Here is a 20,425-nt window from a genome sequence, read left to right as displayed (position 1 = left end):
ACCGCGATGAATAACGACGATCGTACCCAGTTCATGCCGACACCCGGTGGCCGTGGCGCCGAGCCGGCCCGCCCGGACCCTGGCCGCGCCCAGCCCGCGCCACTGTCGATGCCGGCCGCGCCGCTGTTGACCGGCAAAGCCGAAGGTCTCAACCCCCTGGAGAGCGCCGCGGGCCCGCTGCTGGCTTTGCTGACCCGCTTGCGCAACACCATTGCCCACCCGGCACCGGCGAGTCTGCGGGCGCAACTACTGGCCTACCTGCGCCAGTTCGAGGAGCGCGCCGAGGCCGCCGGCGTGGTGCGCAACGATGTGTTGCTGGCCCGTTACGCCTTGTGCACCGCCCTGGATGAAGCGGTGTTGAGTACGCCGTGGGGTGGCACCGGCGACTGGGGCAAGCAGAGCCTGCTGATCACCGTGCACAACGAGGCCTGGGGCGGCGAGAAGGTGTTCCAGCTATTGGAACATTGCCTGCAAAGCCCCCGCGAACGTTTGTATCTGTTGGAGCTGTTGTACCTGTGCATGTGCCTGGGTTTCGAAGGGCGTTATCGGGTCATGAATGATGGTCGCAGCCAATTGGAGGCGTTGCGTGAGCGCACCAGTGCGGTTATCCGCAGCGCCCGTGGCGAATATGAGCGTGAACTGTCGCCCCATTGGCGCGGCGTGACCGTGGCGCGCGATCGACTGGCGCAATTCATGCCGCCATGGATCGCGGTGGCCATCGGTGTGGCGTTGCTGCTGGCCCTGGTGTTCGGCCTGCGCTTGAAACTGGCCGCCGATGCCGAGCCGGTGTTTAAAAACATTCATGCGCTGGGCGAGATCCCGGTGCAGGCCATCGACCGTCCGGTGGTGCAGCCGAAACTGGTCGAGCGGCCACGCTTGGCCGGTTTTCTCGCTGATGAAATCAAGGCCGGCCGGGTGGCCGTGGAAGATGCCGTTGACCGTTCAGTGGTGACTATCCGTGGCGATGAGCTGTTCGCCTCGGGCAGCGCCAGTATCGTCGACAATTTCCAGCCGCTGATGCTGCGCATCGCCGATGCCATTCGCAAGGTCAAGGGCCAGGTCCGGGTGACCGGTCACAGTGACAATCGCCCGATTGCCACCTTGAGGTTTCCATCGAACTGGGCGTTGTCCGAGGCACGGGCCACTTCGGTGCTGCAAATCCTTTCGGCCAAGACCGGCCAGCCCGAGCGCTTCAGCGCCGAAGGCCGCAGCGACACAGAACCGTTGGCCTCGAACGCTACGACCGAGGGCCGCGCACGCAATCGTCGGGTCGAAATCACAGTGTTGGCGGAGGGGGTCGAGTGAAGGCGTTTTTCAGTTTTATGACCCGCTGGGTCATTCCGTTGCTGGGGCTGATCGCCCTGAGCCTGATCATCTGGTTTGTCGGGCCGCTGCTTGAGCTCCTGGTGCCCGAAGGCCGGCGCTGGGCGCTGATCATTCTGCTGTTCGCGGTGTGGATCGCCTATCGGGTGTTTCGCATCATCCAGGCCCGCCGTCAGGCCGCCGAAGTCATGCGCAGCCTGGCGGCGCAAACCCCGCCGGACCCGACCAGCATCGCTACGGCCGAAGAGCTCGAAACCCTGCGCCAGCGCATGGACGAAGCCCTGACGCTGTTGAAGAAAGCCAAGCTGGGCGGCGACGAACGACGCAATCTCTACGAATTGCCGTGGTACGTGATCATCGGCCCGCCGGGTTCGGGCAAGACCACGGCGCTGGTCAACTCCGGTCTGCATTTTCCGTTGGCCGCGCAGTTGGGCGCCGGTGCGGTGCGCGGCGTCGGCGGTACGCGCAATTGTGATTGGTGGTTTACCGACCAGGCTGTGCTGCTCGACACCGCAGGCCGCTACACCACTCAGGACAGCGACGCGACGGTCGACAAGGCCGCATGGCTGGGCTTTCTGGGTCTGTTGAAAAAACAGCGGGCCCGTCGCCCGATCGACGGTGCATTTATCGCCATCAGCCTCTCCGACCTGTTGCTGGGCAGCGACGCCGAACGCGCCGCCCATGCCGCTGCGATACGCCTGCGCATTCAGGAGCTGTACACCCAACTGGGCGTGCGCTTCCCGATCTACCTGATGCTGACCAAGCTCGATCTGGTGCCCGGGTTCATGGAGTATTTCGACACCCTGAGCAAGGAAGAGCGAGCTCAGGTCTGGGGCATGACCTTCGCTCTGGATGACGGCAAAAGCAATGACAGCCCGCTGGCCCATCTGCAAAGCGAATTCGCCGGTCTGGAGCAACGCCTGAACGATCGGCTGGTGGAGCGCTTGCAGCAGGAACGCGACCCGGCGCGACGCGATCTGATCTACGGTTTTCCACAGCAGTTCGGCGCGTTGAAGGATTGCCTGCAAAGCTTCCTTGAGGGCGTGTTCAAACCCAACGCCTTTGAAGAGCGGGCGCTGTTGCGCGGGGTGTATTTCACCAGCGGCACCCAGGAAGGCAGCCCGATTGACCGGCTGATCGGCTCCATGGCCYAGAGCATGAACCTGGACCGCCAGCACCTGGTGCGCCAGAACGGCACCGGGCGCAGTTACTTCATCGAAAAGCTCTTCAGCGCCGTGGCCTTTGCCGAGCGTGGGCTGGTGGGTGTCAATCCGAAAGTCGAACGTCGACGCAAGTGGATCGCCCAGGGCGTGCTGGCCTCGACCGTAGCCTTGGTGCTGGTGGTCGGGACCTTGTGGTGGGTCAGCTACCGCGCCAATCAGGCGTATATCGCGCAAGTCGATCAGAAAGTCGTGCCCCTGGGCCAGGCCGTGCAGAACCTCAGCCCGGCCCAGCGGGACGTGCTCGCCGTGTTGCCCTTGCTCAACGCAGTGAAGCACTTGGCCGATGATGCGCCGAACTGGGCCGAAGGCCTGGGTCTGTATCAGGGCGACATGCTTGAAGCCGAGTCCGGCAGCGTTTATCGCAAGCTGTTGATCGCGGTCTTCGCGCCGCGCTTGCTCACGCGTATCGAGGAGCAACTGCACGGCGGCGGCAATTCGGACTTCCTTTACGAAGGCTTGAAGGCCTACCTGATGCTCGCCGACAGTGAGCATTACGATGCTGATTTCATCAAGGCGTGGATCGCCCTGGACTGGGACCGCAGCCTGCCGCGCGACTTACCGGCCGAGCAGCGCGTAGCCCTCGGTGAGCACTTGCAGGCGCTGTTCGAACGCCATCCGCCCACTGCGCGTCTCGACCCACGCCTGATCGACGATTTACGCCGGCAGTTGCAACAGCTGCCGGTGGCCCAGCGTGTCTACGACCGGATCAAACGGCAGAAACTGCCGGACGGCATTGCGGACTTTCGTCTTAGCGAAGCGGCCGGGCACGATGCTGCGCTGGTGTTCAGCCGCAAGAGCGGCAAGCCGCTGGGCGACCCCTTGAGTGGCTTCTTCACGGCCAAGGGTTACCGCCAAGGGTTTTTGCTCACCAGCCTGAACCAGACCGGCACCCTGGCCGAGGAGCAGTGGGTGCTCGGTCGCGATCAGGCAGAACAACAGAACGTCGCCAGCCTGGCTGCCGATGTACGCCGTTTGTATTTCCAGGATTACCAGCGCCAGTGGGACGCCTTGTTGGCTGATATCGACTTCGTGCCGATCACCAGCGTGGCCCAGGCCGCCGATGTGCTGCGGGTGATTTCCGGGCCGACTTCGCCGTTGAAAAAACTGCTGGTGGCGGTGGCGAAGGAAACCGACCTGCAACAGGAAGAACGCGTGCTGGCCGCCAAGGGCGCGCCGGTGGAGGGCGGGGTCGACAAGCTCAAAGAGCGCTTGGGCACTTTGCTCGGCCAGGAGCAGGCGATGCAAAACACGCCTGAGGCCAGTGACGATCCAGTCACTGCGCATTTTGCCGAACTCAACCGCATCGTCAGCAAGAACGAAGGCGAGCCGGCAGCCATCGACGGCCTGCTGGCCGACATGAACGCCCTGTATGTGCAGGTCAGCGCCATGGTCGGTGCCAGCGGCGACGCCTTGCTTGGCGAAGCCAAGAACCAGGCCGCAGCGGCGGCGACGCGGGTCAGCCTCAACGCCGAGCGTCAACCGGCGTTGGTGCAGGGCCTGGTCAAGTCGGTGGTCAACTCCACCACCAACAGCATGATGGGTGGAGTACGCAATCAACTGAACGCGGCCTGGACCAGCGAAGTGGTGAACATCTATCGCCAGTCCCTGGCCGGGCGTTATCCGATGTCGCCAGGCAGTGCACGGGACGCGACCCTCGACGACTTCGGTCAGTTCTTCGGCGTGGGCGGGGTGATGGACAACTACTTCCGCAAATACCTGCAGCCCTACGTGGATACCTCGACCCAGGCCTGGCGCTGGCAACCGGGCGCCGCGCAGAAGCTCGGCATCGCCCCGGGCGTGCTGCAAACCTTCCAGCGGGCAGCGACCATCCGGGATGCGTTTTTCCGTTCCGGCGGTACCCAGCCGATGGTGCGCTTCGAACTCAAGCCCGTGGCCATGGATTCCACCATCACCCAGTTTTTGCTCGACCTCGACGGCCAGCAATTGAGCTACGACCACGGACCTAGCCGTCCGACCGCCATGCAATGGCCCAACCCCGGCAGCATCGGCGTGGTGCGGATCTCGATCATGCCGCCCACGGCCAGCGGTCGGTCCGGCATCACCCTGGACGGGCCCTGGGCCTGGTTCCGCCTGCTCGAGCAATCGGACCTGACCGCCGGCAACTCGCCGGACCGCTTCAACCTGCGGTTGCGGGTCGATGGCGCCAGCGCCTCTTATGAGCTACGGGCCAACAGCGCCTTCAACCCGTTCAAGAGCCGTGTGCTCAGCGGTTTCAGCCTGCCGGAGCGCTTATGAGCACGCCGGGCTTCTATGGAAAGTTGGCCAGTCGCGGGGACTTTGTCAGCCGTGGCTTGCCGCAGAGTTTTATCGGCCCTTGGGATTCGTGGCTGGCGGCGGGGTTGCTCGCCAGCCAGAGCCTTGGCGACCGTTGGCTGAATGCCTATCTGGTCAGTCCGCTGTGGCGCTTTATGGTCGCGCCCGGTGTGTGCGGGCCGCAGGCCGCCGTGGGGGTGGTGATGCCGAGCATTGATCGGGTTGGCCGGTATTTTCCGCTGACCGTCGCGGTGCTGCTGGATCACGACGCTGATCCTGCGTCGGTGATAGGCGGTTCGGATATCTGGTTTGAACAGGTCGAGCAATTGCTGTTGAGCACCTTGAACGTGGAGGCAAGCTTCGAGGCCTTCGGTGCAGGACTGGAGGCGCTGGGCAGCCCGGCTTATCTGCGACGCACCCCGAGCGGCCGTTTTGCCGGTTTGCACCGCTTTGATGTCACTGATCCGCAGGCGCGAATGATCGCCCTCGCCGAACAGGCCTGCGAAGGGGCCAGTGTGTGGTGGGGCCAGGGTTCGGAGCGCATCGCCCCCGGTTTATTGCGGTGCCAGGGCCTGCCGGCCGCCGCTGATTTTGCGCAATTTTTGCTCGGCCAAGAAGGTGTTGTGTAGATGTGTTCAAACGTGGGAAGGACCCTCAAGTCTGCAAGCAAAAGCCATGTCGGCATGGTCCGCCAGGTTAACGAAGACGCTTGCCTGGACCTGCCGCAAAAAGGCCTGTGGGTGGTCGCCGATGGCATGGGCGGGCACGCGGCGGGCGACTACGTCAGCAGTCTGATTGTCGACAGTTTGCGTAGCATTGCTGTGGGCCGTTCGCTGGATGAATACGTCGCGGCGTTGAAAACCGACCTGCTGCGGGTCAACGCCGCCGTGCGTGAAGAAACCGCCAACCGCGGCGTGACCATGATGGGCAGCACGGTGGTGGTGCTGGCGGCGCGTGACTTGCGTGGGGTGTGTCTGTGGGCGGGTGACAGCCGCTTGTATCGCCTGCGTGACGGCCGGCTCAAACGCATCTCGCGGGACCACAGTTACGTCCAGGATCTGCAGGACAGCGGCCTGCTCAGTGAAGCCGAAGCCCGGGTGCACCCGCGGTCCAATATTGTCACCCGCGCTATCGGGGTCCAGGCACAGCTGGAACTGGCGATGGTCGAGTTGCTGTTGAAGCCCGGCGACAGTTACCTGTTGTGCAGCGATGGGCTGAACAAAACCGTTGAAGATCATGAGATCCGCGAGGTGCTGGGCCACGACGAGCCAGGGGAAATCGCCAGCAGCCTGGTGTCCCTGGGCCTGATGCGCGGCGCTCCGGACAACATCACCGTCATCGTCGTGAAGGTGCCTTCATGAACCTCACCGCGAACATTCTGATCCCGGGCTACGACATCGACGGTGAGATCGGTGAGGGCGCCATGGCCAGCGTTTACCTGGCGACCCAACGCTCGCTGGAGCGCAAGGTGGCGTTGAAGGTCATGACCGCCGCGCTGGCAGCCGATCCGAGTTTCTGCGAGCGCTTCCTGCGCGAAGGCAAAACCCTGGCGCGCCTGTCTCACCCGCATACGGTCACCATCCATGACATCGGCAATGTCGGTGAGCTGTATTACATGGCCATGGAGTACCTGCCCAACGGTACGCTCAAGGAGCGCATTGCCGCCGGCCTGACGCCGGAGCAGGGCCTGATCTACATCCGCCAGATCGCCTCGGCGCTGGGCTATGCCCATGGTCTGGGGCTGGTTCATCGCGACGTCAAACCGGCGAACATTCTGTTCCGCGCCGATGGCACAGCGGTGCTCTCGGACTTCGGCATCGCCAAGTCGCTGGACGACCGCACCCAGTTCACCCAAGCGGGTTTCGCCGTCGGCACGCCCAGCTACATGAGCCCGGAACAGGCGCGCGGCCAGGACATTGACGGCCGGGCCGATCTTTATGCCCTGGGCGTGGTGCTCTACGAAATCCTCGTCGGCAAACTGCCGTACACCGGCAACGACGCGCTCTCTACGGCCTTGGCGCATTTGACCGAACCGCTGCCGGAGCTGCCGGTGCACCACGGCCGTTATCAAGAGGTGCTGCGCAAGCTGTTGGCCAAGGATCCGGCCGAGCGTTTCCCGGATGCAAAGGCGTTGTTGCAGGCGCTGGATAATCTGCCCGGGGAATCGGTTGAAGCGACCACGATCCGGCCGTTGCCCCTTCCGGTGGGCAATGACCTGGCGGGACTGACGCCGGTGTCTATCGACATTCCGACGAGCCCTGCACAGCCACAACCCCAAGCCAAGCCTGTTGCGCCGACGGCGAAGTCGACGCCGCAATCCCCGGCCTCGGAGCAGCGCAAGGGACCGGTGTTCGCGCTTGCCGCTGTTGCGGTAGCCGTGGTGCTGGCCTTGGGCGGCGCGGGTTATTGGTGGCTGTCCGGTGACGTCGAAGCGGACGCCAAGGCGCCAGTGGCTTCAGTGCCTTCAGTGCCTCCAGTCAAAACACCGCCGCCAGCCGTGGCGCCACCGGTGAACCCCCCTGTGGCGACAGAAGTCGATAACGGTCAGCGCCCGCTGCTGATGGCCGGCAAAAAAACCTTGTTCCAGCGGGTGCTCAGCAACCCGGGAGCGAAACTCGCCAGTGAACCGGGGGCAGCACCTGACAAGGCCTTGCCGGCGTTTTCCGTGCTGTACGTCTATCAGCGCCAAGAGGTGGCCGGCAGCCCGTGGCTACGCGTCGGCGCCGCCACCGACGGGCGCAGTGACGGCTGGTTGCCAGCCGAACAAGTCAGCGACTGGAAGCAAAGCCTGGTGCTCAAGTTCACCGAACGCTCCGGTCGTGCGCCGGTGATGTTCCTGCGTCAGCCCGGCGAAGTGGAGCGGCTGCTGGCCGATCCGTCGGCTGCAAAAAACCTGTTGCTCAAGGCCCAGCAGAACCGTGAAGACAATCAGCAGGTGCTGGCCCTGGAACCGGCCGCCAGCGCGGTGCCGCAGAACCAGTTTTATCTGTTGCCGATCTTTGATTCGCGCGAGAGCTTCGATGAAAACGGCCAGCCGGTGCAGTTGCTGAACGTGGCGTCCATCGACCCCGGCAATGCACCGAAGGCCACTGTCGGCAACACTCCGATCAGCGCCGCCAATGCCGATGCATTTCGCACCGCTGTGGTGTTGGTCGTCGACACCACGGTGTCCATGCAGCCCTACATCGATCAGGTCCGCGACGTGGTGCACCAACTGCAAACCCGCATCGCCGAGCGGGGCGAGCTGGACAGTGTCAGCTTTGGCCTGGTGGGGTTTCGAAACAGCATCCAGAAAACCCCTGGCCTGGAATACGTCGCCAAAACCTTGATCACCCTGGACCAGGGCCGCGACCCACAGCGCTTCATGGACCTGGCGCGGCAGGTCAAGGCGTCCACGGTCTCGAGCCATTCGTTCAATGAAGATGCGTTTGCCGGCGTGATGGAAGCGGTCGAGGGCATGGACTGGTCCGGTTATGGCGGACGCTTGATTCTGTTGGTCACCGATGCCGGTGCGTTGCGCAAGAACGACCCGTATGCCGCCACGCAAATGAACGAGGCCGAAGTGCGTCAGGCCGCATTGGGCAAACAGATCAAAATCTACGCCTTGCACCTGCTCAGCGATGCCGGCAAGAAAACCCATGGCGGTGCGCAAAGTCAGTATCGAACCCTGACCGCCGACGCCAACCCGCAGATCGGCGATCTGTACATCCCGGTGCCGGGCGCCGATGTGCGCAAGTTCGGTGAACGGGTGGACGAGATCGGTTCGGTGTTTGCCGACCTGGTGCATCAGGTGCGCAGCAACAAGTCGCAAACCGTGCCGCTGCTGAGCGCCGCGCCGAGCCTGGCCGACAAATCGGCGGCCATCGGCTACGCGATGCACATGGACTTCCTGGGGCGAAAAGCCGCCAGCCAGGCGCCGCAACTGGTCAGCGCCTGGACCGCCGACCGCGACCTGACCAACCCGGCCCTGCCGGCGTTCCAAGTGTGCGTGATGCTGACCAAACTGCAGCTCAACGACTTGCAGCAATCGCTGAAACTGATCGTTGACGCCGCCCGCAAGACCCAGACCTCACCGAAGAATTTCTTCCAGGAAATCGCCAGTGCCAGTGCCTACATGAGCCGCGATCCCTCGGCCTTGCGCAAGGGGGGCAATCTGGCCGATGGCGGGGTTTTGGGGGAGTACCTGGAAGGACTGCCTTATCGCAGCAAGTCGCTGAACATGACCCAGGATTTGTGGCTTTCCCTGAGCGTGGCCGAGCAGGAGGACTTTATCGACGAGCTGGACTCGAAAATCCGCCTCTACGAAACCTTCCACAACGACCTGGCCAACTGGGTGCGTTTCGGCGGTTGGTCCCAGTGGCTGCGGCAAAAGCACGTTGCTCGATTTGCTGGCGCTGGTGCTGGCGCCGGATCAGGCCGGGCAGTTTGATTTTGCGTCCGGCCAAACCACGACGGACATTGCCGGGCTGTGGCGCGCAGATGCGCAAAGTGCCTTGGCGAACCTGCGCAGCCGGCACTTGGGTTACGTGCTGCAAACCGGTGGCCTGCTGGATTTTCTGGACGTGCGCGGCAACATCGACCTGTCGCGCCAACTGCTCGGCTTGAAAGACGACGGCAGCGTCGATCGCCTGGCCGGGGCGTTGGATATCACCGATCAACTGGGCAAAAGACCGTGCGACTTGTCCGTCGGCCAACGGCAACGGGTGAGTTGTGCCCGCGCCCTGGCCCATGGGCCGCGCCTGCTGTTGGCCGATGAACCGACCGCTGCCCTCGATCCGCTGAACGCGGAACGCGTGATGCAATTACTGGTGACCCAGGCTCGTGAACACAGGGTGTGCTGCGTCGTTGCCACCCACGACGAGTCACTGGCCCGCGCCAGCGGTTTGCAGGTGCGACGCATCAGTTGTCATCGCGACGTCGATGGCGGTGTCACCGCCACCCTTGGGGAGGCCTGCTGATGCGCGGCGCACTGGTGGCTTCCCTGGCCTGGCAGGATTACCGCAACGATGCCTGGCTGTCGGCCTGCTCGGTATTGGCGCTGGTGGCGGTGATCGCACCGCTGCTGGTGCTGTTCGGTTTGAAATTCGGCCTGGTCAGCAGTTTGACCGAGCGCCTGGAAAACGACCCGGCCACCCGGGAGATCATCCCCCTCGGTGGCGGCCGGTTCAGTGCCGCGTTTATCGAGCAGTTGAGCCAGCGCAGCGACGTGTCGTTCGCCTTGCCGCGCACCCGGCAGATTGCCGCGACAGCGGATCTGACCGCTGGCGCTTCGACGGTGACTGTGGAAATGATCCCCACCACCGCCAACGATCCGTTGCTCGGCAGTCTGCCGGTACCCCAAGGGCTGGATCAGGTGCTGCTCAGCCAGACCGCCGCCGAAAAGCTTGGGGCCAAGGCCGGTGATTGGTTACAGGCCGGTTTTGGCCGGCAGGTGGCCGGTCGTGGCGAGGCGCAGCGCACTCGCGTTCAGGTGCTGCAGGTTCTGCCGCTGGAAGCCTTCGCCCGGGACGGATTGTTCGCGCCGTTGACGTTACTGGAAGCGGCTGAAGATTACCGGGACGGCCGCGCCGTGCCTGCGTTCGATTGGCCAGGTGATGCGGTGGGCGCGACGGAGCAGCGGGTATATCCGGCGTTTCGCCTGTACGCCCGCAGCCTCCAGGATGTCGAACCGCTGCGCCAATACTTCGCTGCACAGAACCTGCTGGTCTCGACCCAGGCCCAGGCCATCGCCCAAGTGCAATCGCTGAGCCGCAACCTGTCGATCGTGTTCTGGATCATCGCCGGATTAGCCGTGGCGGGAGCGTTCGCGGCGATTTTTGCCGGGGCACTGGCGGCGGTCGAGCGCAAGCGTCGAGCGTTATCGGTGCTGCGCTTGCTGGGGTTTTCCACGGCAGCGTTGCTGTTGTTTGTGGTGGTGCAGGCGCTGTACAGCGCCGGCCTTGCCGCCCTGTTGAGTGCCGGGCTGTATGGCCTGGCGCAATCGGGCCTGAACCATTTATTTGCGCAGATGCCGGGCGAGTACGCCAGCCATCTGCTGGCGCGTCACTACGCGTTGGCCCTGGCGGCCGTGCTCGGCGTCAGCGCCGTGGCGGCGCTCTGTGGTGGCTGGCGAGTGGCGCGTATCCAGGCGTGTGAAGGAATCCGAGATGTATAAGTTACTGGGCGCCGCCGTGGCGCTGAGCCTGGCCGGCATGGTCTGGGCTGATGAAGGCACCGACAAGCTGGACAACCCCAAGCCGTTGCCCGATGACGTCAGCCTGCCGCTGCCGTGCGAAGGGCAGATGGTGTTCCGTTACGTCTACATCCTGGCCCAGGGCAGTCTGGACGACCGCGAGATCAGCCTCGGTTACCCGTTCAGCGAAGGCGAGGCCGGCTATCAGCAGTCGTTCATTTCCGGTTATCGCCGGGACTTCATCAATGGCCAGTTCACCCTCAAGGATCTGCCCAAGGACTGGAGTAAAAGCATCACCCCGTTGATGCCCAAGACCGACGCCAACACCCCGCTCAAACCGATGCTCTATTTCATCGGCAAATACGAAGTCACCGCCCGCCAATACGCGCAGGTCATGGCCCAGGCGCAATCGTTGGCCAGCGGTGAACCAGCGCCAGCCTGCGAGGCGTTGCAGGCTGAAATTCCGCAAGGCATGGCCGGGCGTTTGCCCAAGGTGAAGCTGTCGCGATTCGAGGCGGAACGCTTCTCGGCGGTGTATAGCGCCTGGCTGATGAAATACCACAAGGACCTGCTGCCGGTGAGCGGTCGCGGCACCTCGGCAGAGGAGGGCGGGCTGGGTTTTGTGCGCTTGCCGACCGAAGTCGAATGGGAATTTGCTGCCCGTGGCGGGCAGGCCGTCAGCCGTCAGGACCTGGAAGGGCGCCTGTTTCCCCGGCGCCTGGACGGCAGCGAAAGCGACGGACCGCTGGCCGATTGGGCGGTCTTCAATCAGGTCGCCGGCGGCACCGGTCAGGCCGCGCGGTTGATGCCGATCGGTACCAAACTGCCAAACCCCATTGGCTTGTTCGACGTGATCGGCAACGCCGCCGAAATGGTCCAGGAGTCCTTCCAGCTGGTGCACGCCGGACGCCGCCAGGGCACCTACGGCGGCTTCGTGGTCAAGGGCGGCAATTACCTGGAAGGCGAGGGCACCTTGTTTACCGGGATGCGCCGCGAGTACCCGCTGTTCGCCGCCGACGGCACCGAGCAAAACAACGAAACCACCGGGTTCCGGGTCGCGGTTGGCGCGTTGTCGGCGCCCCGTTCGCGCTACAAGGAACTGTTTGCCCAATGGCAGAAAGAAGGTCGGCTGGCTTCGCTGACCGATGCCATCGATGACGCCCAGGACCCGACCAAACGCCTGGACAGCATCATTGCCGCCAGCGTCGATCCGCGTTTGCAAGCCGAGTTGGGGCTGGTCAACGAAGAGCTCAAGCGCAACGTCTCGCTCATCGCCCAACAGCGCGAGGAAGCGGCCGGCAACCTGATCCAGTCGGCGGCCCTGGTGGCCGAGACCGTCAACAACTACAACATTCGCCTGACCAATTTGCAGAAGAGTCGCCAGCAGGCCGTGGACGCCAAGGACGAGGCCAGCGCCAAGCTGTTCGCCATGGCCATCGACAACGGCCGCAGCGCGCTGGACGGCGCGGTGGCGATCTACATCGACAACCTGGCGACTGGCACGCGCTACACCGATGCCGTGATCCAGGCGCAGTTTCAACGCATCAAGGAAGAGTTGGAGCGCAAGCCGGTACTGGGCAAGAGCCTGGTGACGCGCGCGACGTTATTCGTTCGCCATGTCGGTGATTATCGTCAGCAACGACGAGCCGACCCGGCGGCGATATTGAAGGAATTGCTCGCATCGAACGCTCAGCGGTCTTGATCGTTCGTTGTACAGCGAGCTTGGAAGGGACTCAGGCGGCGATGGGCCGTGCTGAGCTGGTCAAACTTAAACGAGAACACAACTATGCTTTCCTCCCGTAAAGCTTTTGCTTCGGTTTCCAAGCGTCACTTGCTGCTGATCGCTGTTGGCTTCAGCACCGTACTGACCGGTTGCGCTACGTCGCCGACGTCCAAGGTCGCCTCGAGCACCAAGGTCGAGTACTACCCGAACTGCTACGAGCCGGTGCAGCACCTGCGCGCCACCGATTCGAACATGACCAAGTCGGTGGTTACCGGTGCGGCTGTCGGCGCTGTCGGCGGTGCACTGTTGGGCGCCCTGACCGATTCCGAGAACCGTGGCCGCAACGCCGCCATCGGTGCAGCAGGCGGTGCCCTGGCGGGCGGCGCGGTCGGTTACTACAACGAGCGTCAGAAGCAGATCGCCGATGACAACCAGCGCATCGCGTCCTACGCCTCCGACGTCAACAAAAGCGCCGCCGACATCGACCGCAGCACCGCGTACGCCAAGGCTTCGCAACAGTGCTACCAGAGCGCGTTCACCAAACTGGTCGCCGACCGCAAGGCCAAGACCGTCAGCGACACCGAGGGCCGCAAGCGCCTGGCAGAAATCGTCGCCGGCCTCAAAGAGTCCAACGACCTGATCGTCGCGGTGAACGGTAAAGCCAGCGAAGACCTGAACAACTACACCCAGGCCTACGAAAAAGACCTGCAGCAAGTAGGCGTGCAGCGCACTGACGTGGTCACCGTGGCGACCGCCGACACCACACCGGTCGTGACCCCGACCAAGAGCAAAAAAGCGGTGAAACCGGCGAAAAAACCGGTGCTGCCAACCGTGCCGAAAGAAGCGGTCACCACCGAGAAAACCCTGCAAACCGCACAAGCCAAACAGGCGGAAAGCAAGCAAGTCGCCAGCGCAGGCACCACTCAGGTCAACAGCATGTGCAAGAACCCGGACCTGGGCGACTGGGCACCGGTACCTTGCCCGAATGTTTGATTGAGCTTTCTGTAGGGCTTTGATCATTCCCGCGCGCTGCGTGGGAATGATCTGTACTGGCTACGCCTGGGCGCCATGCGCCGCCATCTCCTGCGCTGGCAAATGATCCAGCGCTCGCTTCACCAGCAACTGCGGATTATCCGCCATTCTGCTCAACGCCAATTTACATCCCTGCCAGCCTCCATAGGGGATGCCGAGTTGGAGCAAGCGCAAACTACCCGACACGCTTACAAGCGAACAAAAGAATGATGTCGGACGCCTCCAGAAAGTACGTCAGAGTTTTCCGCGTTTCAGAATGTTGCGTCAGCAACGCGCGAAGGGCTTTCGATACTTTTGTAAGAAATTTGAGGCGAACAGAATATGTATTTGGAGAGAAGTGGATCAAATACAAGGCGCCATCATTTTGACGGAGCCTTGTATTGCTTATTGTCTGTCACTGCTATGTCCATAGATGACTGTAACTTTTCGGAAACCTCCTACATTTTTCATTTTTTATTTTTGTCATGCTGGGTTCCGCTTCAGGGCGTGAATGTTCAGTGATTATCCACTGGTTTGATAAACCGCTCTGGCCCAATGGTTTCGGGGGCAATGCGTCGAGATGGGAGGGTTAAAGCCAGCGTCAGGGAATCCCCTGTCACATATAGGGCTTTCTCCTACATGCAATAGAGAAACCGCCGTTTTATTGTTTATTTGGGTGCTTGCTAATGGCCATCATTGTGATTAGGATGCGCGCACTTGAAAGAGCACGAACTCAATTGGATGAGACTCATCGCAGCTCTTTGATACTGTCCGGCGCCATTGCAACTGCAATGGCCGCATGACCGTTTTCCTAATTAAGGCCATGGATGTCCTACTCAAGCAAACTTTCTGCCCATTACCTTGAACTCGCAAAAGCCTCTGTTTCCCAAGAGAGTTTCGCGGGCGAGGATGTTCGCTTTTCGAGCGAATACGAGGCATTGGAAAGCGAACTGGCCAAAGCCCAGTCCATGCACGAAAGTGGTCAGATCGACTGGCTGAAAATCCGTGAAAACAGTGAAAACCTGCTGCGCACTCAATCCAAGGATTTGCGTGTCGGCGCGTGGCTGACCTGGGCGCTATACCAGCGTGAATCCTTCCAGGGGCTGCTGGCCGGCCTCGGTTTGTTGCACCATCTTTGCGAAAACCACTGGGCTGAAGTTCACCCGAACAAGGCCCGCACCCGCTCCGCCGCCATCAGCTGGTTGGTGCCGCGTCTTGAACAGGTGCTGAACGAAAACGTTGCGATCAAAGAGCAGCTGCCGCTGTTCCGCCGGCTGGTCGAGCATCTGGAAGGCCTCGACGCCGCGTGCACCGAGCACTTGGGCGATGACGCGCCGTTGCTGCTGCCGATCTCCCGCCGCTTGAAAAACATGGTTCAGCGCGCTGCCGACAACCAGCCGGAGCCCGGTGTGGTGGGCGCCGCAGTGGCCCAGGTCAAGCAGGCTGCGACTCAGCTGTTCACCCCCGGCGCACCGATCGACAACGAGAAAGAAGCCCATAAGGCCCTGCGCGCTCAGCAGGAAAGCGCCCGTCCGTTGTGCGCCTGGTGGCTGAAGCAGAAAGCCACCGACCTGCGCGCCCTGCGCCTCAATCGTACGCTGCTGTGGCTGCCCATCGACGCGGTGCCCGAGCGCAATGCCGAGCAGATCACCGTCCTGCGTGGCGTGCCGGCAGACAAACTCAAGGCCTATCAGGACCGCTTCGACCAAGGGAAATACGCTGATCTGCTGGTAGAGCTGGAGGCGAGCCTGGCGAAGGCGCCGTTCTGGTTCGATGGCCAGCGAATGGTCTGGGAATGCCTTCAGGGGCTGAACGCCGAGATGGCCATGCGCGAAGTGGAAATCCACTTCGCGCTTTTGGTTCAGCGCCTGCCCGGCATCATCGAATTGCGTTTCCACGACGGCGCGCCGTTCGCCGACCCGGCCACCCGCGCCTGGATCAGCGCCCACGTCATGCCGCACCTGCAAAGCGCCAGTGCGCCGCGCAAGGTCGAAGTCGCCGATACCCAGCCGGCCTGGGAACTGGCCCTGGAAGAAGTCATGCCGATTCTGCGCAAGGACGGCCTCAAGGCCGCCGTGCAGATCCTCAAGCAGGGCCTGCAAAGCGCCCACGGCGGGCGGGTTCGGTTCTTCTGGCAGTTCGCCCTCGCGCGGCTGTGCTTCATGGCCAAGAAATACGAACTGGCCAAGACCCAACTCGAAACCCTCGACCAAACATTACAGGACTCAGGCCTGCACGCCTGGGAGCCCGATCTTGCGCTGGAAGTGCTGCATTTGCTGCATAGCTGCTGCGAGTTGTTACCGCAGAACCATGCAGTGCGTGAACGCAAGGAAGAGATTTATCGCAGGCTGTGCCACCTCGATCTCGAAGTGGTACTCGAATAGGCCCCAGGGCCACAACCGCAAGGAGAAAAGCCATGGCCAAAGAAGGCTCGGTAGCCCCCAAGGAACGCATCAACGTCACCTTCAAACCCGCCACCGGCGGTGCTCAGGAAGAGATTGAACTGCCGCTGAAACTACTGGCAATCGGTGACTACACCCACCGCAAGGACGAACGCAAAGTCGAAGATCGCAAGCCGATCAGCATCGACAAGATGACCTTCGACGAAGTGCTGGCCAAGCAAGAGCTGAGCCTGACGCTGAGCGTACCGAACCGTCTTCAGGAAGAAAGCGACACTGAAGAACTGGCCGTGCAACTGCGCGTCAACTCGATGAAGGACTTCAACCCGGCATCCTTGGTCGAGCAAGTGCCTGAGCTGAAAAAACTGATGGAACTGCGCGACGCGCTGGTGGCCCTCAAAGGCCCGCTGGGTAACGCGCCTGCGTTCCGCAAAGCCATCGAAGGCGTGCTCGCCGACGACGAATCCCGCGGTCGCGTACTCGGTGAGCTGGGCCTGAACGCCGCAGCCCAGGACGCCTGAGCCCCCATCAGCCAAGGAAGCCAACACAATGAGCACTAGCGCAGCACAGCAAAAGAGCAACGAGAACGGCGAATACAGCATTCTCGACAGCATCATCGCCGAAACCCGCCTGACCCCGGATGACGAAGCCTACGACATCGCCAAGCGCGGTGTGTCGGCGTTCATCGAAGAGCTGCTCAAGCCGCAGAACAACGGTGAGCCGGTCAAGAAGGCCATGGTCGACCGCATGATCGCCGAGATCGATGCCAAGCTCAGCCGCCAGATGGACGAAATCCTGCACCACCCGGACTTCCAGTCCCTGGAATCGTCGTGGCGTGGCCTGCAGTTGCTGGTCGACCGCACCAACTTCCGCGAAAACATCAAGATCGAAATCCTCAACGTCTCCAAGGACGACCTGCTGGATGACTTCGAAGATTCGCCGGAAGTGATGCAGTCGGGCCTGTACAAGCACATCTACACCGCTGAATACGGCCAGTTCGGTGGTCAGCCGGTTGGCGCGATCATCGCCAACTACTACATGTCCCCAAGCTCGCCGGACGTGAAACTGATGCAGTACGTGTCCAGCGTAGCCTGCATGTCCCACGCGCCGTTTATTGCTGCCGCCGGCCCGAAATTCTTCGGCCTGGAAAGCTTTACCGGCCTGCCGGACCTGAAAGATCTGAAGGATCACTTCGAAGGCCCGCAGTTCGCCAAATGGCAGAGCTTCCGTCAGTCGGAAGACTCCCGTTACGTTGGCCTGACCGTGCCGCGCTTCCTGCTGCGTAACCCGTACGACCCGGAAGAAAACCCGGTCAAATCGTTCGTGTACAAAGAAACCGTCGCCAACAGCCACGAGCACTACCTGTGGGGCAACACGGCCTACGCGTTCGGCACCAAGCTGACCGACAGCTTCGCCAAATTCCGCTGGTGCCCGAACATCATCGGCCCACAAAGCGGTGGCGCGGTTGAAGACCTGCCGTTGCACCACTTCGAAAGCATGGGCGAAATCGAAACCAAGATTCCTACCGAAGTATTGGTTAGCGACCGTCGTGAATACGAACTGGCCGAGGAAGGTTTCATCTCCCTGACCATGCGCAAAGGCTCCGACAACGCGGCGTTCTTCTCCGCAAGCTCGGTGCAGAAGCCGAAGTTCTTCGGCATCAGCGCTGAAGGCAAGGCTGCAGAGCTGAACTACAAGCTCGGCACCCAACTGCCGTACATGATGATCGTCAACCGCCTGGCTCACTACTTGAAAGTGCTGCAGCGCGAGCAACTCGGTTCGTGGAAAGAACGTACCGACCTCGAGCTGGAACTCAACAAGTGGATCCGCCAGTACGTGGCCGACCAGGAAAACCCGAGCGCCGAAGTCCGTGGCCGTCGTCCACTGCGCGCAGCCCAGATCATCGTCAGCGATGTTGAAGGCGAGCCGGGCTGGTACCGCGTCAGCCTGAACGTGCGCCCGCACTTCAAGTACATGGGTGCCGATTTCACCCTGTCGCTGGTTGGCAAGCTGGACAAAGAGTAAACGGAGCGACTCATGACTGGATACGGCAGCCTTTTCGAACGCCTGGGTGGCGACGCGGACAAACGCGTCGGCTGGAGCCGCGAGGTTTCCGCCATGGCGTCGGTGGCTGCCCATCTGGCCAAGATGCTCAGCACCCGTGCGGGCAGCGTGCAAACGCTGTCCGATTACGGGCTACCCGATCTCAATGACATGCGCCTGAGCCTGCACGACTCCCTGAGTCAGGCCCGCCGGGCCATCGAAAGCTTCATCGAAGCCTACGAACCGCGCCTGAGCAACGTGCGTGTCATCTCCCTGCCGCGTGACAACGATCAGCTTCGCCTGTCCTTCAGCATCGAAGGCCTGCTGGAAGTTGATGGTTTCAAGCGCCAGGTCAGTTTCGCCGCGCGCCTGGATGGCAGCGGTCAAGTAAAGGTCAATTAAGGAGACTCCGATGTCCGGCAAACCCGCAGCACGCGTATCCGACCCCACCGCTTGCCCGCTCCCCGGCCACGGCACCAACCCGATCGCCGCCGGTTCCGGCGACGTGTTCTTCGACGGCCTCGCGGCCGCCCGCCAAGGCGATGCCTCGGCGTGTGGTGGTGCGATGGTTGGCGACCTTGCAACGACTGTTTTGATCAACGGTAAACCGGCGGCGACCGTGGGCTCCGTTGGTGCTCATGGCAATAAAGTTACGGCCGGGTCTTCGACGGTGATTATCGGGAACTCTCACACGCCGGTTCCGTTTATTCCGCCGGTTCCATTGATGCTGTTTTCCCATTGTCAGCATGTTGTGATGGAAGATCAGGATGGAAATCCACTTCAGGATATTCCTTATCAGATTACAACCGCCAAAGGCGAAGTTATCTCCGGGCAAAGTGATGCAATGGGCAGAACCCAGTTGGTAGGGGGGGAAGAAGGTGAAACTTTTGACTTTCACGCCGCAATTGATGGAGCGTCGGTATGAGTGCCGAAATTTTGTCTACCTTGATGGCGCGGTCAATTGCGTTAACTCCAAAGTCAGATCCCGTCGGGAAAAAAGTTACCTATAAAGTATTCTGGAAAACGACTGCTTTCTGGACGGATGCAGATATTGCTGCTTATCACGACGAAGCACCATTGATTGCGGAAAAACTGATCAATGAAAAATATTGGGATAAAAACGGCGCTGTAAAAAATAATAAGTTTACGTGTGAAGACTTTGCTCTGAGGGTTTTATGCGAATTTGCGTCTAAGCGTGGATTGCCGGTAAAGCTGAAAACGGGTGTTAGAACTTACCGGAATATGGAGAATTACACCGCAGCGCAGCATGATCGTTACGCTTCCAATATGTACGGCTTTAGCGAAATGGTCATGTTGACCTATGGTGCTCCGGATATGCAGGAAGTGGGTGAAAATACTCTGGCTGTGGATGCAGTAGAAAGCCTGATGCCCGGGGACATCCTTGCGCAGGCTCTTGATCGTCCTGGAGATGTTGCGCACCATATCCAAGTCGTAGTCGGAATTAATACCTCCAGAATTGACATCAGGCAGGGTAATACTAGTGGTTGGAGTACCCGCCCTAATACAACATTTCAGAGATTGATTGGCTCTAACATGGCTGATCCGCAGAATGATGGATATGCGGGTATGTCGATTGAAAAAGGATTTTATGAGAAGGCGGTTGTTGGGTGGGATTATAAAAATATGGCTAAAGGCTCTACGGATGAAGACTTTTTGAAAAACTTCCAATTGTATCGTTGGAATTTCATGGGGTTTAATAAAAAATGAGTTTTGACGTCTATTTGGCAGTGTTGGCTGATAGTGATTTGTTTGGAACTTTGGCGATTTTTTGTTTTTTTGCGGCGATTGGTAATTTGTTTGTTAGGGTTAGAAACTCAAAGTGGCACCGAGTTTTGACTTTTTTGTGTCTGGTGTCCATTACATTGCTCGAAGTGGTTGGCAGTTATTATGCCAACTTACCGCCTGCGTGAATGCAGACTTTTTTCTGTGGTGTTTTGGCACTGAAACTGCTGCTGCTCTACAACGGAAGTTTTACTCAAGAGGATGTAAGGGATGAGCGGTTATCTGGCCGTATTAGCTGACAGTGACCTATTCGGTACGTTGGCCATTTTATCGCTGATTCTAGCCCTGACTGGGCTACGCAATAAAAGCCGTAACTCGAAGCTTCATAGGTTGCTGACGTTCATTGTCTTGATGGCGATACCGGTGATGCACGGCATTGGCACCTATTTCCTGAATTTGCCTCCCGCATAAATATGACCACTGAGCAAAAACACGTATCTAGCTCACCCAAATT

At 60.9% G+C, this 20,425-nt stretch carries 15 protein-coding genes and 1 pseudogene; all 16 read left to right on the top strand.

The features are described 5' to 3' along the window. The first annotated feature begins 6 nt into the window (after positions 1 to 6). The 16 genes and pseudogenes from AC1DIS_RS07760 to AC1DIS_RS07685 all read left to right on the top strand — a co-directional run bounded on the left by AC1DIS_RS07760 (position 7) and on the right by AC1DIS_RS07685 (position 20,382). Positions 7 to 1,305, top strand: a complete 1,299-nt coding sequence (locus AC1DIS_RS07760) for a DotU family type VI secretion system protein (RefSeq protein ID WP_018927422.1) — start codon at positions 7 to 9, stop codon at positions 1,303 to 1,305. Continuing rightward, positions 1,302 to 4,802, top strand: a complete 3,501-nt coding sequence (gene tssM, locus AC1DIS_RS07755) for a type VI secretion system membrane subunit TssM (RefSeq protein WP_477780811.1) — start codon at positions 1,302 to 1,304, stop codon at positions 4,800 to 4,802. The genes AC1DIS_RS07760 and tssM overlap by 4 nt, the downstream gene beginning before the upstream one ends. Beyond that, positions 4,799 to 5,449, top strand: a complete 651-nt coding sequence (gene tagF / locus AC1DIS_RS07750) for a type VI secretion system-associated protein TagF (protein WP_064621130.1) — start codon at positions 4,799 to 4,801, stop codon at positions 5,447 to 5,449. Before tssM ends, tagF begins: the two co-directional genes overlap by 4 nt. A gap of 12 nt (positions 5,450 to 5,461) precedes the next feature. Beyond that, on the top strand, positions 5,462 to 6,181 hold the full coding sequence (locus tag AC1DIS_RS07745) for a PP2C family protein-serine/threonine phosphatase (RefSeq protein WP_168206193.1): 720 nt from the start codon (positions 5,462 to 5,464) through the stop codon (positions 6,179 to 6,181). Further along, the gene (locus AC1DIS_RS07740) at positions 6,178 to 9,249 is read left to right on the top strand and encodes a serine/threonine-protein kinase (RefSeq protein ID WP_477780810.1); all 3,072 of its coding nucleotides are present in this window, start codon (positions 6,178 to 6,180) and stop codon (positions 9,247 to 9,249) included. Before AC1DIS_RS07745 ends, AC1DIS_RS07740 begins: the two co-directional genes overlap by 4 nt. Next, positions 9,158 to 9,778, top strand: a pseudogene (locus AC1DIS_RS07735) (ATP-binding cassette domain-containing protein); the annotation flags it as partial. The gene AC1DIS_RS07740 and the pseudogene AC1DIS_RS07735, both read left to right, overlap by 92 nt. Next, positions 9,778 to 10,974 (top strand): ABC transporter permease, encoded by a 1,197-nt coding sequence (locus AC1DIS_RS07730; protein ID WP_019650065.1) that lies wholly within the window; start codon positions 9,778 to 9,780, stop codon positions 10,972 to 10,974. The pseudogene AC1DIS_RS07735 and the gene AC1DIS_RS07730, both read left to right, overlap by 1 nt. Continuing rightward, positions 10,967 to 12,694, top strand: a complete 1,728-nt coding sequence (locus AC1DIS_RS07725; protein WP_019650066.1) for a formylglycine-generating enzyme family protein — start codon at positions 10,967 to 10,969, stop codon at positions 12,692 to 12,694. Before AC1DIS_RS07730 ends, AC1DIS_RS07725 begins: the two co-directional genes overlap by 8 nt. A gap of 84 nt (positions 12,695 to 12,778) precedes the next feature. Further along, positions 12,779 to 13,708 carry a type VI secretion system-associated lipoprotein TagQ gene (tagQ, locus tag AC1DIS_RS07720; protein ID WP_019650067.1) on the top strand — a complete coding sequence of 310 codons (930 nt, stop codon included), beginning with the start codon at positions 12,779 to 12,781 and terminating at the stop codon, positions 13,706 to 13,708. Between the two features lie 845 nt (positions 13,709 to 14,553). After that, entirely contained in the window at positions 14,554 to 16,110 is a 1,557-nt protein-coding gene (tssA, locus tag AC1DIS_RS07715) for a type VI secretion system protein TssA (protein WP_019650068.1), read from the top strand. A gap of 32 nt (positions 16,111 to 16,142) precedes the next feature. Then, on the top strand, positions 16,143 to 16,646 hold the full coding sequence (gene tssB, locus AC1DIS_RS07710) for a type VI secretion system contractile sheath small subunit (protein WP_007934526.1): 504 nt from the start codon (positions 16,143 to 16,145) through the stop codon (positions 16,644 to 16,646). Between the two features lie 28 nt (positions 16,647 to 16,674). Next, on the top strand, positions 16,675 to 18,150 hold the full coding sequence (gene tssC, locus AC1DIS_RS07705) for a type VI secretion system contractile sheath large subunit (RefSeq protein ID WP_019580436.1): 1,476 nt from the start codon (positions 16,675 to 16,677) through the stop codon (positions 18,148 to 18,150). 12 nt (positions 18,151 to 18,162) lie between these two features. Beyond that, complete coding sequence (gene tssE, locus AC1DIS_RS07700) at positions 18,163 to 18,570, top strand: type VI secretion system baseplate subunit TssE (RefSeq protein ID WP_018927433.1); 408 nt, start codon at positions 18,163 to 18,165, stop codon at positions 18,568 to 18,570. A 10-nt stretch (positions 18,571 to 18,580) separates the two neighbouring features. Continuing rightward, on the top strand, positions 18,581 to 19,093 hold the full coding sequence (locus tag AC1DIS_RS07695) for a PAAR domain-containing protein (RefSeq protein WP_064621122.1): 513 nt from the start codon (positions 18,581 to 18,583) through the stop codon (positions 19,091 to 19,093). After that, positions 19,090 to 19,896, top strand: a complete 807-nt coding sequence (locus AC1DIS_RS07690; protein ID WP_064621121.1) for a hypothetical protein — start codon at positions 19,090 to 19,092, stop codon at positions 19,894 to 19,896. The genes AC1DIS_RS07695 and AC1DIS_RS07690 overlap by 4 nt, the downstream gene beginning before the upstream one ends. A 285-nt stretch (positions 19,897 to 20,181) precedes the next feature. Continuing rightward, on the top strand, positions 20,182 to 20,382 hold the full coding sequence (locus AC1DIS_RS07685; RefSeq protein ID WP_019650072.1) for a hypothetical protein: 201 nt from the start codon (positions 20,182 to 20,184) through the stop codon (positions 20,380 to 20,382). The last annotated feature ends 43 nt before the right edge of the window (positions 20,383 to 20,425 follow it).

The sequence above is a fragment of the Pseudomonas sp. 05N433 genome (genome assembly GCF_056396925.1).
The sequence above is the reverse complement of the archived record's forward strand: the minus strand, read 5'-3'. Positions and strand labels throughout refer to the sequence as shown.

What these genes read in the sequence shown, in the direction of transcription:
- AC1DIS_RS07685 (WP_019650072.1), top strand. Translation starts at nt 20,182, where the DNA reads ATGAGCGGTTATCTGGCCGTATTAGCTGACAGTGACCTATTCGGTACG.
- tagF (WP_064621130.1), top strand. Translation starts at nt 4,799, where the DNA reads ATGAGCACGCCGGGCTTCTATGGAAAGTTGGCCAGTCGCGGGGACTTT.
- AC1DIS_RS07760 (WP_018927422.1), top strand. Translation starts at nt 7, where the DNA reads ATGAATAACGACGATCGTACCCAGTTCATGCCGACACCCGGTGGCCGT.
- tssE (WP_018927433.1), top strand. Translation starts at nt 18,163, where the DNA reads ATGACTGGATACGGCAGCCTTTTCGAACGCCTGGGTGGCGACGCGGAC.
- AC1DIS_RS07695 (WP_064621122.1), top strand. Translation starts at nt 18,581, where the DNA reads ATGTCCGGCAAACCCGCAGCACGCGTATCCGACCCCACCGCTTGCCCG.
- AC1DIS_RS07690 (WP_064621121.1), top strand. Translation starts at nt 19,090, where the DNA reads ATGAGTGCCGAAATTTTGTCTACCTTGATGGCGCGGTCAATTGCGTTA.
- tagQ (WP_019650067.1), top strand. Translation starts at nt 12,779, where the DNA reads ATGCTTTCCTCCCGTAAAGCTTTTGCTTCGGTTTCCAAGCGTCACTTG.
- tssA (WP_019650068.1), top strand. Translation starts at nt 14,554, where the DNA reads ATGTCCTACTCAAGCAAACTTTCTGCCCATTACCTTGAACTCGCAAAA.
- AC1DIS_RS07740 (WP_477780810.1), top strand. Translation starts at nt 6,178, where the DNA reads ATGAACCTCACCGCGAACATTCTGATCCCGGGCTACGACATCGACGGT.
- tssB (WP_007934526.1), top strand. Translation starts at nt 16,143, where the DNA reads ATGGCCAAAGAAGGCTCGGTAGCCCCCAAGGAACGCATCAACGTCACC.
- tssC (WP_019580436.1), top strand. Translation starts at nt 16,675, where the DNA reads ATGAGCACTAGCGCAGCACAGCAAAAGAGCAACGAGAACGGCGAATAC.
- AC1DIS_RS07725 (WP_019650066.1), top strand. Translation starts at nt 10,967, where the DNA reads ATGTATAAGTTACTGGGCGCCGCCGTGGCGCTGAGCCTGGCCGGCATG.
- AC1DIS_RS07730 (WP_019650065.1), top strand. Translation starts at nt 9,778, where the DNA reads ATGCGCGGCGCACTGGTGGCTTCCCTGGCCTGGCAGGATTACCGCAAC.